Here is a 14,138-nt window from a genome sequence, read left to right as displayed (position 1 = left end):
TCGTAGCCGTGTCGTACCCGGTCCGAGACGCTCGACGCCGGATTCAAGACGAGCACGCCGCGATCGTCGACGGGATCGATCACTGCGCGACGCAGGTCGCCGACCCCTGGGACACGGCCCGCACGACCGACCGCGACGCCGTGGTCGAGGGGCTTCGAGGGGCGCTCGAGGCGACCGCGCTGCTCGAGCAGCTACCGCTCGTGCTCGACGACGCCGTCGACGCGACGGGCTACAGGCTGCGGGCCCAGCCGGTCGCCGCACCGCCGTACGTCGTCGTCACGAGTCGCGGACCGGTCCTGCGGGCGACGATCGATCCTGGACGGCTGGTCATCCGATTCGATGTCTTCGACGTTGTCCGCGACCACGAGACGGGACAGCTACCGGCGTACCGACGCCGAAACGGGGTTCGGCTCTCGGTCTCGCTCGAGTGAACGTTTTTGTGGCCCTGATCGTAACAAGAGTCCATGCATCCACGTGCGACGGCATTCGCAGAACGCGCCCGCGACGAGTACGAGTTCGACCCCGAGGTCGAGGAGTTCCCCGAAGGGACGAAAACGGCAGCCGACGCGGCCGAGGCGGTCGGCTGTGACGTCGCCCAGATCGCCAGTTCGCTCGTGTTCGACGTCGACGGCTCGCTCGTCGTTTCGGTGACGAGCGGTGCGAACCGGGTCGACGAGGCCGCACTCGGCGACGCGTTCGACGTACGCGGCGACGCCGTCTCGATGGCCGACGCCGGGGAGATCAAAGACGAACTCGGCTGGTCGATCGGCGGCGTGCCACCGTTCTGTCACGACCGATCCGTTCCCGTCGTCGTCGACGAAACGTTGCTCGAGCACGAGACCGTCTGGGCGGCCGCAGGGACGCCAGAGGCGGTCTTCCCCATCGACCCCGACGAGCTACGACGGCTCGCGGACGCCGAGCCAACGATCGTCACCGACTGAACCGAACCCACTTTTCGAACCGTCGACACTCGTATTCGCGCCTCGCGGTCACAGCGATCCGTTTCGACGAGCGTTTAGCATCTCCCCGATTTCGGTTGTTCTCTATTATTAAGATCGTCAGTTTCATTACTAATGAGTCGCAACTCTCCGTTGGTAACTATCATGACCGCAGATCCACGATCGGCGACTCGCCGAACACTGCTCGCAACGTCCGGTTCGATCGCACTCGCTGGTCTCGCCGGCTGTCTCGGCGGCGACGATGACGACGGGAGTGACGACAACGGTGACGGCGACAACGGCGACAACGGTGGGGACGAGCCGGAATCCCTCGAGATCGAGGAGTTCCACCTGCTCGACCGAGACCACGACGAGGACGTCATCGCCTACGTCCACGGCGACCACTGGGACCACGGTCCCCTGATGGTCCCGGACGGCGACCACGTCTCGCTCGGTGCACACGTCGAAGACGCCGACGGCGACGAGGTCGCACTTGGCGAGGACATCGAACTCGACGCCGAGGTCTACGAGGGGGCTGACGAGATCGTCTCCGTCGACACCCACGGTGACCACCTCCACGTCGAGGGCGAAGAGGAGGGGTTCACCGACATCGTCTTCCAGTTAGTCGAGGACGACGAAGTGGTCTACGAGACGCCCGAACTCGAGGTCGAGGTCGGCGACGGCGAGCAGGAACACGTCGACATGGACGACGATCACGACCACGATCACGACCATGACCACGACGACGATCATGATGATGATCACGACCACGATGACGATCACGACCACGACGACGACCACTAGCGTCGTCGCTCACTGAGCCGCGCTTCGGTTTCGATCCAGCGTCTCCCGCCGAGTTTACTCGTTGCTAACACTCGACAACCCGGTAGCAGGAGTTATTAAACGGCTTCCTAGAAATAATAATACTTTTAACCACGCATCGACTTCGTCCGGTATGAACCGTACACGCCGTTCGGTGCTGCAATCGGGGGCCGGCGTGCTCGCCCTCAGTACGCTCGCCGGCTGTTTGAGCGAGCCCGACAGCGATACCGCGGGAGGCGGCTACGCCGCCTTCTTCGCCCTCCAGGACTGGGCCGAACAGGTTGCCGGCGACGAGATGTCGTTCGAGAACCCCATCCCGACCGGCGAGATGGGACACGGCGAGGAACCACCCGCCGACATCCAGCGCGACATCGTCGACGGCGACGTCTTCGTCTACCTCGACACCGTCGAGTTCGACTGGGCACAGGACATCGCCGCCGACATCGAGACCGACTACGACCACGTCACGCTGATCGACGGCATGGCGGGGCTCGAGAGCCAGTTGCTGCCGCTCGGCGACGACGATAGCGATGGTGCCGACCGCCAGCCCGACGAGTACGACGACGATCCAGCCGATGTCTCCGTTAGAACCTTCGATGTCTACCACCGTCCGTCGGGCACCGAGGTCGCCTACTGGCACACCAGCGCCGACCACTGGCACGGCGAGCTTCCCGAGATTCCCGTCGGCGGCACGACCGCGGTCGACGGCGTGTTCGAGGACGCCGACGGTCGCGTCCTGCCGCTGGGCGAGGACGAGCCGTTCCAGCTCGACGCGCGAGTCGTCGACGGCGCGGACGAGGACGTCCTCGAGATCGAGTCCGAAGGCGATCACGTCGTCTTCCGCGGCCTCGAGATCGGGCGAACGCGGATCGTCTTCGAACTCGTCGCCGACGGGGAGGTCGTCTGGGACACGAGCGCGGACAACATGAGCGCGGACGTCGTCGAGGACGCCGAACCGCCGGAGTCCTACGACCCGCACGTCTGGGTCGATCCAGTCCTCGCAGGAGAGATCGTCGAGACGATCGCCGACGGACTCGCCGAAGCCGATCCGGACAGTGCCGAGGTATACGAGGAAAACGCCGCGGAGTACGTCGACCGCCTCGAGGCAGTCCACCAGCAGTTCGACGAGCTCTCCGCGAACGCAGAGCGCGACGTCGCCGTCCTCGCCGGACACGACTCGTTCCAGTACATCGAGCACCGGTACGGGTTCGAGATCCACACGGCACAGGACATCTCGCCGGACGCCGGCGTCACGTCGGGCGATCTCGCCAACACGATCGAGATCATCGACGACAACGACATCGAGACGATCCTCTACGACCCGTTCGAGGGCGACGAGGGGGCCCTGCCGACCGACGTCGAGCACCTCCTCGAGAACAGCGATGCGGAGAACGCGGAACCGATCAGCCCCGCGGAGGGGACGACCCAGGAGTGGGAGGACGACGGCTGGGGATGGGTCGAACAGATGGAGGAACTGAACCTGCCGTCACTGCGAAAAGCGCTCGGTGCGGAATGATCGCGGCGTCGCACGGGACGGTCGGACGGTCGAGCGGACTGACCGGAACGGTGGCTGCATCGAAACTGGAAGAACTAAGCGCATCCGCGTCCGAAACCGGAGTGAATACACAGTGAACTCGGTCGTCGACGTTCGGGACGTGTCGTTCGCCTACGGCACACAGCCCGCGGTCAAGGACGTGTCGCTGACCATCGAGGAGGGCGACTTCCTTGGCCTGATCGGTCCCAACGGCTCCGGCAAAACGACGCTATTACACCTCATGCTCGGGCTACACTCGCCCGACAGCGGAGAGATCGAGCTGTTCGGCCAGCCCGTCGACGAGTTCGATCAGGGCGAACGGATCGGCTACGTCTCCCAGCAGGCGACAAGCGGCGGCGGCACCATGCCGGTCACCGTCCGCGAGTGCGTTCGGATGGGTCGATTCGCTCACGTCGGTCACTCGAGAATGACCCACGAGGACCGCGAAATCGCCGACGAAGCGCTCGAGACGGTCGGTATTACAAACCTGGCCGACCGCCGAGTCAACCAGCTTTCGGGCGGCCAACGCCAGCGCGCCTACATTGCGCGGGCGCTGGCGTCGGAGGCGGACCTGCTCGCTCTGGACGAGCCGACCGTCGGCGTCGACGCCGAGTCTCGAGACGCCTTCTACCAGCTGCTGGACTCGCTCAACGACTCGGGCATCACGATCGTCCTGATCGAACACGACATCGGCGTCGTCACGGACCGCGCGAATCGTATCGCCTGTATCAACACCGAACTGTACCACCACGGCGACACCGAGTCGTTCGTCGAGAGCGACGCGCTGGCCGAAGCGTACGGGACGACGGGCACGGTCGTCCACCACCACCACTGACCGATGAGTGAGCAATGAGTCAAGGCGAAGACCACGCCGTCGACCCCGATGTCTCGAGTACGACCACTACGACACCGGCTGCTGCGGCCGATCCGTTCCGCCTGCTCCAACTGCTCGGGATCGTCGTGGTTGGCCTACTGGCAGCGGTGATGATCGGGTTCATCGCGCTCGACTGGCTCCGGCTGTATCCGTACGCCGACTCGTACTCCGTCGTCGAGACGTTCTACTCGGCGACGGGGATCGATCCCGGCATCGGGTTCGTCTTCGAACAGGTCATGATCGTCGGCCAGTGGATGGACTACGGGTTCGGAACGAACGTCTTCCAGCACCCGTTCATGTGGCGATCGATCGCGACCGGCGTTCTCATCGGGATCGTCGCGCCCCTGGTCGGCACCTATCTGGTCCACCGGCAGATGGCCCTGATCGGTGAGACGCTCGCGCACACGGCATTCGCCGGCGTCGCAGTCGGGCTCATCGTAATCGGCGTAACCGGGCTCGGATCGGGGAGTACGGGACTCGAGGGATCGTTGCTGTTCATCGCGCTCGTCGTGAGTATCCTCGGCGCGCTGGCCGTCCAGTGGCTCACCGAACGCACGAATACGTTCGGCGACGTGCCGATCGCGATCATGCTCAGCGGGAGCTTCGCCGTCGGGACCTTGCTCATCAGTTGGGGCCGGGGCACCGTTCCGGTCTCCATCGACATCGAGGCCTACCTCTTCGGTAGCCTCGCGGTCGTCACCGCGGGCGGTGCCCGCCTGATGGCCGTGTTGAGCGTCGTCGTCGTCGGCGTGGTCGCGCTCACGTACAAACAGCTGCTCTTTATCACGTTCGACGAACAGGCCGCACGGGTCGCCCAGCTCAACGTCGGTTGGTACAACACCCTGCTCGTCGTCATGACCGCGGTCGTGGTCGTCGGCGCGATGCAGGTACTGGGCGTGATCCTCGTCGCCGGAATGCTCGTGATTCCCGTCGCAGCGGCCTCGCAGATCGCTCGCAGCTTTCGGGAGACGCTCTACCTCTCGATCCTGATCGGACAGGTTTCGGTACTCGGCGGCTTCGCGTTCGCGATCAGCCAGAGCCTCCCGTCGGGCGGATCGATCATCGTCGTCGCGATCCTCATCTACGTGTTCGCAGTCGTCTTCTCGGAACGATCGGCCGCGCTCTCGATGCACTGATACGGTTTGCTGTACCGACGTATCGGTGCAACCGCAGGACGCTCGCGGTCCCGCCGGAAATGACGTACAGCACACCGCATGAGCCGCCAGCAGATCGGGACCGACTCCCCGACCGTGGGAGCAGGGGACGCTTTTAATCCGTCGCGGCCCGACTCGTCGAACGATGGGACGGTTATCCGCACTCTTCGATCCCCAATCCGTCGCCGTAGTCGGTGCGACCGACCGCGAGGGTGCCGTCGGTCGTGCGATCCTCGAGAACTTGCGCGACGAGTTCGACGGCGAGGTCGTACCGATCCACCCGACGCGCGACGAGGTACTGGGGATCGAGTGCTACGCAGACGTGTCGAGCGCGCCGCCGATCGATCTGGCGGTCGTCGTGGTTCCCCCCGACGCCGTGATCGAAACCTTGCGGGACGCCGGCGAGGCCGGAACGGAGAACGTCGTCGTTATCACGGCCGGCTTTGCCGAGACGGGGAGTGAGGGGGCCACGCGCGAACGCGAACTCCGCGCGGTCGCCGACGAGTACGATCTCAACGTTGTCGGCCCCAACAGCCTCGGTATCATGTCGACGCCGAACGGCATGAACGCCACGTTCGGTCCCGAGAACGCGCTCGAGGGGTCGATCTCCTTTATGAGCCAGTCGGGGGCGTTCATCACTGCCGTCCTCGACTGGGCCAACGAACAGGAGATCGGCTTTCAAGACGTCGTCTCGCTCGGTAACAAGGCCGTCCTCGACGAAACCGACTTCGTCCGCGAGTGGGGCGAGGATCCGGAGACCGACGTCATCATCGGCTACCTCGAAGGAATCGACGACGGCGACGAGTTCATCGACGCCGCTCGCGAGGTAACCGACAATACACCGATTGTCCTCGTCAAGTCGGGACGAACGGACGCCGGCGCACAGGCAGCCTCCTCACACACGGGTGCGATCGCCGGCAGCGAGCGCGCCTACGAGGCGGGGCTTGAGCAGGCCGGCGTGATCCGCGCGAACTCCGTCCAGGAGCTGTTCGACTACGCGCGGGCGCTGTCGGGGCTTCCCGAACCCGACCACGACGGCGTCGCCGTGGTCACGAACGCGGGCGGCCCCGGCGTGCTCACGACCGACGCGGTTGGCGACTCGCGCCTTGAGATGGCGACCTTTACCGACGAGACGATCGCCGCGTTGACCGAACGAATGCCCGAGGAGGCCAACGTCTACAACCCGATCGACGCCATCGGGGACGCGGACGTCGAACGCTTCGGTGAGGCGCTCGACATCGCACTCGGCGATCCGAACGTCGGCAGCGCCGTCGTCGTCAGCGCGCCAACTGCTGTCCTCCAGTACGACAAACTCGCCGAGACGGTGATCGAGAAACGCGAAGACCACGACACGCCCGTCGTCACCTGTCTGATGGGCGGCGAGCGGGCGCGGGCCGCCGAGGAGGTCCTCCGGGAGTTTGGCATTCCGAACTACTTCGATCCCGCGCGGGCGGTTTCGGGGCTCGACGCGCTCGCCCGCTTCCGGGATATTCGCGAGCGAACGATCGACGACCCCCAACGCTTCGATGTCGACCGCGAACGGGCCCGCGAGATCCTCGAGCGGGCCACGCGACGTGACGACAACCGACTCGGCGTCGAGTCGATGGACCTGCTCGAGGCGTACGGCATTCCAATCCCGGCCGGCGAGATCGTCGACGATCCGGAGCGGGCGCGCGAGATTGCCGCGTCGATCGAGGGCGACGTCGTCATGAAGATCGTCAGCCCCGACATCAGCCACAAGTCCGACATCGGCGGCGTCAAAGTCGGCGTCGCGAACGACGACGTCTACGACGCCTACGAGGATCTCGTCGCTCGAGCGCGTAACTACCAACCCGACGCGGCGATCCTCGGCGTACAGGTCCAGGAACTGGTCGATCTCGACACCGCTACGGAGACGATCGTCGGCGTGAATCGCGATCCGCAGTTCGGTCCCCTCCTGCTGTTCGGTCTCGGCGGCATCTTCGTCGAAATCCTGGAGGACACCTCGGTTCGCGTCGCCCCGATCGGAGCCGACGAAGCTCGGGCGATGGTCGACGAGATTCAGGCCGCTCCGCTGTTACGCGGCGCTCGCGGCCGCGAGCCGGCGGACACTGAGCAGGTCGTCGAGACGATCCAGCGGCTCTCACAGCTCGTGACCGACTTTCCGTCGATCCTCGAACTCGACGTGAACCCGCTCGTGGCAGGACCGAACGGCGTACAGGCGATCGATCTCAGACTAACCGTCGACACGGAGACGCTCGAGACGGACGATACGGAGAAAGCATGACCGACACCGAACCCACGGACCCACCCACTGACCCCGAGACCCGTACCGACCCAGAAACCGGCACCGACCCGGAGACGACCGACAACGAATCGACCGCGGCCGCAACGAGCGACGCCGCGAGCGAGCGAGACACCGACGCGATCCTCGTCGCCTCGCTCGCGGAGAGCACCGGCAAGACGGCGATCACGCTCGCGCTGGCCCGCATCGCCCAGCGAGAGGGCGACAGCGTCGGCTACATGAAGCCCAAGGGGACCCGACTGCAGAGCAACGTCGGGAAGACGCTCGACGAGGATCCGATGCTCGCTCGAGAGCTGCTCGATCTCGAGGCCGAGATGCACGATCTTGAGCCGATTGTCTACTCGCCGACATTTGTCGAACAGGCGATGCGCGGCCGCGAAGATCCCGCTGAGCTCCGCGAGCGCGTCGTCGAGGCGTTCGAGACGCTCGCGGCCGACCGCGACCGGCTGTTTCTCGAGGGCGGTGGCGAGTACGATATCGGTGGGATCGTCGACCTTACCGACGTCGACATCGCCGCGTTGCTGGACGCTCGCGTCGTCCTCGTCGCCCCCTACGCGGTTCCCGGGGACATCGACGACGTGCTGGCCGCGGCTGATACCTTCGGCGACCGGCTGGCAGGCGTCGTTTTCAACGATGTCGCGGACGCGGCGTACGATCCGCTCGAGACCGATGTCGTCCCATTCCTCGAGAGCCGAGGGGTTCCGGTCTTCGGTGTCGTGCCGAGCGAACGGACGCTGTCGGGCGTTACGGTCGCCGGTCTGGCGGACGCACTCGGCGCGACGACGCTCGTCGAGGGTGACACGGACGGCTACGTCGAACGGTTCAGCGTCGGCGCGATGGGGCCGGATAGCGCCCTGCGTCACTTCCGGCGGACGAAGGACGCGGCCGTGATCACGGGTGGCGACCGCGCGGAGATCCACACGGCCGCGCTCGAGGCCCCCGGCGTTCGCTGTCTCATTCTGACTGGCGGCCACCGACCGTCCGGCGCGATCATCGGGCAAGCCACGGACCAGGGGCTACCGATTCTCTCGGTGCAGACGGACACGCTTACGACGGTCGAGCGGGCCGAGGACATCGTCCGGAGCGGGCGCACGCGCGACGCGGAGACGGTCGATCGGATGGAGGACCTGCTGTCCGATCACGCGGCCATCGACGAGATTCTCGACCTCGAGTAGCGAGACGCCCCTTCTCCGTTTTTGCCAGCACTCGATCCGACCGGTAGCCGGCCACCCCGTGTGACCCGCTCCCGATGACTGTCATGTCTGACCAAAAGTTAAGAGTCCACCACGCATGAACCCAGACATGGACGACACTCCGCAAGAAATTACCTCTCTCGTCGGACGCGAGGTGTACTCGAACAACGGCGTCTTCGTCGGCGAAGTCGAGGACCTCCGCCTGAACGTCGACGGCCAGACCGTCACCGGGCTCGCACTCGGCGACCTGAACAACCAGCTGTTCACCGACGCATCCCGCGGCGGACAGGGCGTCATCGTCCCTTACCGCTGGGTCCGTGCCGTCGGTGACGTTATTCTGATCAACGACGTCGTCGAGCGCGTCCGCAAGCCCGACGAGGAAGAGGACGAACTAATCGCTTAAGCGCGGTTCACACTGTTCGTTGCCCGTCGATAGCACGGTGAGCGACTCGCATCCGTTTCGTGCGTACCGCTGTCGGCAATGAGAGATCGAAGAACGGCTACTTCAACCGGAATCGACTCGTCAGTTCCCGTTCGACCCTTCACTGCCCTCGACGCCCATCGCGTCGAACAGCGTCCGTTTGACCGCTTCTTCGGTTAACTCGAGCAGCGTATCCCGCGTATCCTCCGAGATTTCGATGCCGGTGAAGATGCCAAGCGGGATCTCCGCGCTGGCCTGCGTCGAGTGGCCCGCCGTCTCGCCCATCTCGCCGTAGGCGTCCTCGAGCACTTTGCCGATGTTGATGCGGATATCCTTCGAGCGACCGGCGAGAAAGATGGTTTCGTCAGCGATGCCGAAGACCGCCGTGGTGGTGACACCCTCGAGGTCCAGTAGGTGGCTGGCGGCCTGGGTTAGCGCCTCGCGGTCGCGAACCAGTCCGGCATTTGAGACCAGATGGCTCCCCTGAACGTCCCGGTTGGTGATCGCCTCGGCGAGAACGTCCAACGTCTCGGGGGACATCGACGGCGACTCGACCTGCTCTAACGTGTCGTGGTTCGCGAAGGGGTAGAGATACGCCGCAGCGGTGAGATCGGCGGGGGTAGTGTCGCGTTTGAAATCCAACGTCTCAGCCCGAATGCCGTAGAGGAGCGCGGTCGCGACCTCCTCTGAGACGTTCATGTCGAACTCCTGGATGTACTTCGTCATGATCGTCGACGTCGAGGACATATTCGGCCGGATGTCGACGAACTCGGGTTCGTACTCCTCCTCGGGTTCGTGGTGGTCGACGATGATGTCCACCGAGAGATCCATCTCCGAGGACGTCGCGTGGTCCACCAGCGCGACGGTGTCGTACACCGTGTGATCCTCGATCTCGTCCCACTGGACCAGATCAATCCCCAGCAGATTGACGAACGCGCGGTTCTCCTGGTGACCGACGTCACCCAGATAGATGATGTCGGACTCGAGGCCGAGATGGCTGGCAATGGCCTGTAAGGCCGCCGCGCTCGCGATCGAGTCCGGATCCGGACTGTCCTGCGTGACGATGGCCAGACGTTCGGAGGTCTCCTCCAACAACTGGGCGAGCTTCCCTGCGTTGTACTCGAGTTCGCCCGACTCGAGGGCCCGAAGCGCGGACTCGGCGATCACCGAGGAGGGGTTGATGACGATGTCGGCACCGAGCTCCTCGAGTTCGTCGCCGGAGACGGGATCGCTCGCGCGGGCGACGAGAAACTGGGTGTCGTCGACGGCGCGGACGTGTTCGACCGCCTGTTTGTTGGATTCGACGTCGGAGGCGAGGATGAGGACGACGTCGCGGTCGGCGACGAGGTCGGCGGTTTCGGGTTCGCGGATGTCGGCCGTGCGAGCGTCTAAGTCCTGATCGCGGAGCGACTCGACGCGGCTCTCGTCGCGGTCGATGATCAGGACGTCCTTGCCCTGTTCGACGAGTTCCTCCGCGACGGCGTAGCCGACGCTCCCACAGCCCAAGATCGCGTAGTCAGAGATCGACGAGATCGTAACCCCCGTACTCATTGAACGTGTGGTCGGACCGACCGCACTTAACGCTCCCGAAGATTGTTACGTAGCGAATGTGCGTTCGTGGCGGAACCGCCGTCGTACGGCGGGCACGTACGCTGTGAGCCGGTTGACGTATGGTTACGCCTGCCACAACGCCGTCTAAGGGAAACGTATATCCCTGCCCACGAAAAAGTCGCAGGTACAGGGCCGGTAGCTCAGTTAGGGAGAGCGTCTGACTCTTAATCAGACGGTCGCGTGTTCAAATCGCGCCCGGCCCGCTTTCTGTCGGCGAACAAAATCGTGAGCCGACAGCAACGGAACCGGCGTGATTTGAACGCAGGGAACACGCAGCGCGAACGGAGTGAGCGACCGTGTGACCGTGTGTTCATAATCGCGCCCGGCCCGCTTTTGCTCCGAGCAATCACGCGAGGAGCAAAGCGGCTAGAGCGATTTGAACTAGACGAGTCGCAGCCCGCGCAGCGAGTGAAACGAGCGAGCAGGACCGTCTCGGCGTAGTTCATAATCGCGCCCGCCCCGCTACTCTGCTGCGCACAAATTCGCGAGGGGCGGGTCGTGGATCAGTCGTGATTTGAACTAGACGAAAACGGCACAGCGTAGCGAGCGTTGCTGAGCATATTCACAATCCCAGCTGGCTCGCTCCTGCTTCGAGCACGTACGCGAAAAGCGATCCGGCACCTACGATGACCGCATCAAAACTGCTCAGTCCTCGAGTCGAACGACAACCTCCGGACCCTCGCGAACGACGAGGTCGAACCCGTTGTACGAAAATTCGACGCAGAGATCCGAGTCAGTTCGACGCTCGTGCGGTTCGAAAAGCGAGTTCAGTGCATCCGGATCGATGGCGTCGTAGAGAGGCGGTAGCTCGATCGGGTCCGTCCCTGTGACGGCCGCGACGGTCTCGATGACCGCGAGAGAAGCCGTCTGGACCTCCGTGAAATCGTGGTGGACGCTGGTCGGTGAGTTACTTCCGGCGGTAGCGTCGAGGCGTGGTTCTGGCTCCATGACTACTTGTCCTAACGCCATTATTCTTCTATAAAAGCGTGTCCAATTCTTCGGCGGTTATATAATCAATCGACTGTATCTGGATTCTATTACCTCCAAATAGCAGCTAAAAATGAGTGTCAACCGAACAATTATCCTCACCCACTCGATACAGTCAACGCTCTACGAGGCCGCGAATTTCTCCAGAGCGGTGCCGAATCGGGACTGCAACTCACCGGCTCGGGACGGCGATTCGAGCCGCCGTTACCGGTCGTCTCGAACGCCGTCGGGGAACTCGTTGCCCTCGAGGCCGACGATCCCGGAATCACGGGTGATACGAAGGGAGTACCCATCACCGACGGATCGTCCGACGGTGTCCTCGATCGTGACGTCGTCTCCGCCGTTGACGACGATCGGCGTGTGCGTCGTCACGAACTCGCTGTCGGCGACGACGTACTCCGATCCCCGCAGTTCGAGGCCGCGTCGACTGTCGCCGCCCACCTGTTCGACGTCGAGACCGACGAACCGGCAGCCGGATCGTTCACAGAAGATCGCGTGGCGGTTTCGGGTTCCCGCCGCGTCGCCGGTGATCCGGACGTCCTCGAGGACGACGGGGTCGGCATCCCCGCCGAGGATTCGGACCGCGTTGGCACTGCCGTCGATGTCGATAGCGACGTCCTCGAGAGTCGTCGCTCCCGCTTCGGGATCGATTCGAACTCCGGCGTTCGGCCGCTCGCCGACGGTGAGTTCGGAGTTCGAGATCGAGGCGTTGTTGACGTCGTTCATGATTCTGATCGCGTCGCCGTTGGGCTGTGGGACGTCGACGGTGACGTTCTCGAGTGCCTGACCCCCGCCGTCGAGTCGAATCGCGTGCTGGCCCTTCGAGTCGTGTGGGTCATCGTCAACGATGACTGTCGCGTCCCTGATCCGGCCCTCCGTCCCGCTGAGGCGGATCGACGCGGTGGTGCTGTTCCGGAACCGGCCGCCGTCGACACCGACGCGCCCGGTCTCGTTCGACGAGTACAACCCGTTGTCGGGGAACCCGCCCAGGTTGCAGTCCTCAAAGACGATCGTTCCGCGGTGGGCCGGGTTGACGATGATGCCGGTCGCGCCGCGCCACCTGTTCCCCGCGTTTGGCGTCTCGTCGACGTGGACGGCACCGTCCTCCGCGCGGAACCGGGTGACCACCCCTTCGCCGTCGGGTTCGGTAACGTTGAACAGTCCCGGCCCCCAGGTCCCGCTGTCGTGGACGCCATGGATGGTGACGTCCCGGACGAGGAGACCGTCTTCGACTTCGGCGTTGATGACCCGGATCCCCGTTTCGTCGGCCGTCTGGTCGACATCGAAGCCCTCGAACCGGAGGTCGCGACCGGGAGCGTCGCTCGTCCCCAGTCGGAACAGGCGATACTGCGGCCCGTCGAACTCGTGGTACGTTGCCGGAACCAGCGTCGCGTTCTCGCCGACGAACCCGACGTTTTCGAACCCGGTGAACCGTAATTGCTCGTCCACGTAGTATCGTCCATTCGGGAACTCGAGGAGCGTATCGTCGTCGACGACCTCCCGTAACACCGGTGTGATCGATTCGTTCCCCTCGGGATCCGCGCCCGCTTCGACGACGTCGACGACGGTCTCGTACTGCGCCTCGATCGCGTCTTGGTCTTCGGTTTCGTCCGACTCCTCGGTCTCCTCCCGTTCTTCGGTTTCGTTCGGTTCCTCCCGCTCTCCGGACTCGTCCGGTTCGTCGACGGGACACTGGTCCTCGGACTCGTCTGCGACCGCCACGCCGGTGACCGATAGCATCCCGAATCCGACGAGACTCCCTCTCAGATACGATCGCCGCCCAATCCGCCGACTGCGTGAATCGTCTGAAGTCACGTCCACCGCTCCACAACGGGGGTTATTACGTATATTCGACGTAATCCGTCCCGAAACTGTCGCAGTTTTCGAACGGGTCGAACAACGGTCTCCGGTGGGTTCTCGGACGGTCGAAGCGATTTCGGCGTCGCGGTTGCTCGAGCACTTACCCCAGCACTAAGCGAATAGGCGGACTCACGCGGGGAACGAAACAGTTGTGCTGACGTGGAGGACCGATTCAGCAGGAATCACGTCTCGGTTAGCGCACCGCCTACGGTTCGGTCGACGGCCGTTGGCCCGTTGCTCGTCGGCCCGAACCCGGCGTCCGTGGCCGGCCGACGACACTCGAGCCCGCGTCGACCACGGATGTGGAGGTGTAGGAGACGCTCGAGTGACAGCATCACCGAGCGATTGCGAAGCGGGGGACAGCCTCCACTGGCGAACCAGCCACAAGTAGCGGTCGGTAGTGCAAACCCTCTTTTACCGGGTACGTAGCAGCTGTCGACGATTCGCGTTGATTCGGAAG

The 14,138-nt window shown here is 64.2% G+C and carries 12 protein-coding genes and 1 tRNA gene; 10 read left to right on the top strand and 3 right to left on the bottom strand.

What is annotated here, in order from left to right; genetic code table 11:
• The first annotated feature begins 8 nt into the window (after window positions 1-8).
• The 9 genes from NATTI_RS0101235 to NATTI_RS0101190 all read left to right on the top strand — a co-directional run bounded on the left by NATTI_RS0101235 (window position 9) and on the right by NATTI_RS0101190 (window position 9,202).
• Window positions 9-431 (top strand): hypothetical protein, encoded by a 423-nt coding sequence (locus NATTI_RS0101235; RefSeq protein WP_006091639.1) that lies wholly within the window; start codon window positions 9-11, stop codon window positions 429-431.
• 33 nt (window positions 432-464) lie between these two features.
• On the top strand, window positions 465-941 hold the full coding sequence (locus tag NATTI_RS0101230; RefSeq protein ID WP_006091638.1) for a YbaK/EbsC family protein: 477 nt from the start codon (window positions 465-467) through the stop codon (window positions 939-941).
• Between the two features lie 162 nt (window positions 942-1,103).
• The gene (locus NATTI_RS0101225) at window positions 1,104-1,742 is read left to right on the top strand and encodes a hypothetical protein (protein ID WP_006091636.1); all 639 of its coding nucleotides are present in this window, start codon (window positions 1,104-1,106) and stop codon (window positions 1,740-1,742) included.
• Window positions 1,743-1,893: 151 nt separating this feature from the next.
• A complete protein-coding gene (locus NATTI_RS0101220) occupies window positions 1,894-3,276 on the top strand; it encodes a metal ABC transporter solute-binding protein, Zn/Mn family (RefSeq protein ID WP_006091635.1) in 1,383 nt (460 codons plus the stop codon).
• 112 nt (window positions 3,277-3,388) lie between these two features.
• Window positions 3,389-4,129: a metal ABC transporter ATP-binding protein gene (locus tag NATTI_RS0101210; RefSeq protein ID WP_006091633.1), complete on the top strand. Its 741-nt coding sequence runs from the start codon at window positions 3,389-3,391 to the stop codon at window positions 4,127-4,129.
• Window positions 4,130-4,143: 14 nt separating this feature from the next.
• A complete protein-coding gene (locus NATTI_RS0101205) occupies window positions 4,144-5,304 on the top strand; it encodes a metal ABC transporter permease (RefSeq protein WP_006091632.1) in 1,161 nt (386 codons plus the stop codon).
• Window positions 5,305-5,467: 163 nt separating this feature from the next.
• The gene (locus tag NATTI_RS0101200) at window positions 5,468-7,588 is read left to right on the top strand and encodes an acetate--CoA ligase family protein (protein ID WP_006091630.1); all 2,121 of its coding nucleotides are present in this window, start codon (window positions 5,468-5,470) and stop codon (window positions 7,586-7,588) included.
• Window positions 7,585-8,781, top strand: a complete 1,197-nt coding sequence (locus tag NATTI_RS0101195; RefSeq protein WP_006091628.1) for a phosphotransacetylase family protein — start codon at window positions 7,585-7,587, stop codon at window positions 8,779-8,781. Before NATTI_RS0101200 ends, NATTI_RS0101195 begins: the two co-directional genes overlap by 4 nt.
• A gap of 127 nt (window positions 8,782-8,908) precedes the next feature.
• Entirely contained in the window at window positions 8,909-9,202 is a 294-nt protein-coding gene (locus NATTI_RS0101190) for a PRC-barrel domain-containing protein (protein ID WP_006091627.1), read from the top strand.
• A gap of 120 nt (window positions 9,203-9,322) precedes the next feature.
• Here NATTI_RS0101190 and NATTI_RS0101185 read toward each other — a convergent pair whose 3' ends face one another.
• The gene (locus tag NATTI_RS0101185) at window positions 9,323-10,771 is read right to left on the bottom strand and encodes a DHH family phosphoesterase (RefSeq protein WP_006091625.1); all 1,449 of its coding nucleotides are present in this window, start codon (window positions 10,769-10,771) and stop codon (window positions 9,323-9,325) included.
• A 189-nt stretch (window positions 10,772-10,960) separates the two neighbouring features.
• Here NATTI_RS0101185 and NATTI_RS0101180 point away from each other — a divergent pair.
• Window positions 10,961-11,034 (top strand) — tRNA-Lys (locus tag NATTI_RS0101180).
• Between the two features lie 442 nt (window positions 11,035-11,476).
• Here the strand turns inward: NATTI_RS0101180 and NATTI_RS0101175 are convergent.
• Together NATTI_RS0101175 and NATTI_RS0101170 are read right to left on the bottom strand one after the other, a co-directional pair.
• The gene (locus NATTI_RS0101175; RefSeq protein ID WP_006091624.1) at window positions 11,477-11,779 is read right to left on the bottom strand and encodes a HalOD1 output domain-containing protein; all 303 of its coding nucleotides are present in this window, start codon (window positions 11,777-11,779) and stop codon (window positions 11,477-11,479) included.
• A 243-nt stretch (window positions 11,780-12,022) separates the two neighbouring features.
• Window positions 12,023-13,558: a hypothetical protein gene (locus NATTI_RS0101170; RefSeq protein WP_006091622.1), complete on the bottom strand. Its 1,536-nt coding sequence runs from the start codon at window positions 13,556-13,558 to the stop codon at window positions 12,023-12,025.
• Between the last annotated feature and the right edge of the window lie 580 nt (window positions 13,559-14,138).

The sequence above is a fragment of the Natronorubrum tibetense GA33 genome (genome assembly GCF_000383975.1).
Taxonomy (GTDB): domain Archaea; phylum Halobacteriota; class Halobacteria; order Halobacteriales; family Natrialbaceae; genus Natronorubrum; species Natronorubrum tibetense.
This window is presented reverse-complemented; position numbering and strand designations above follow the sequence as displayed.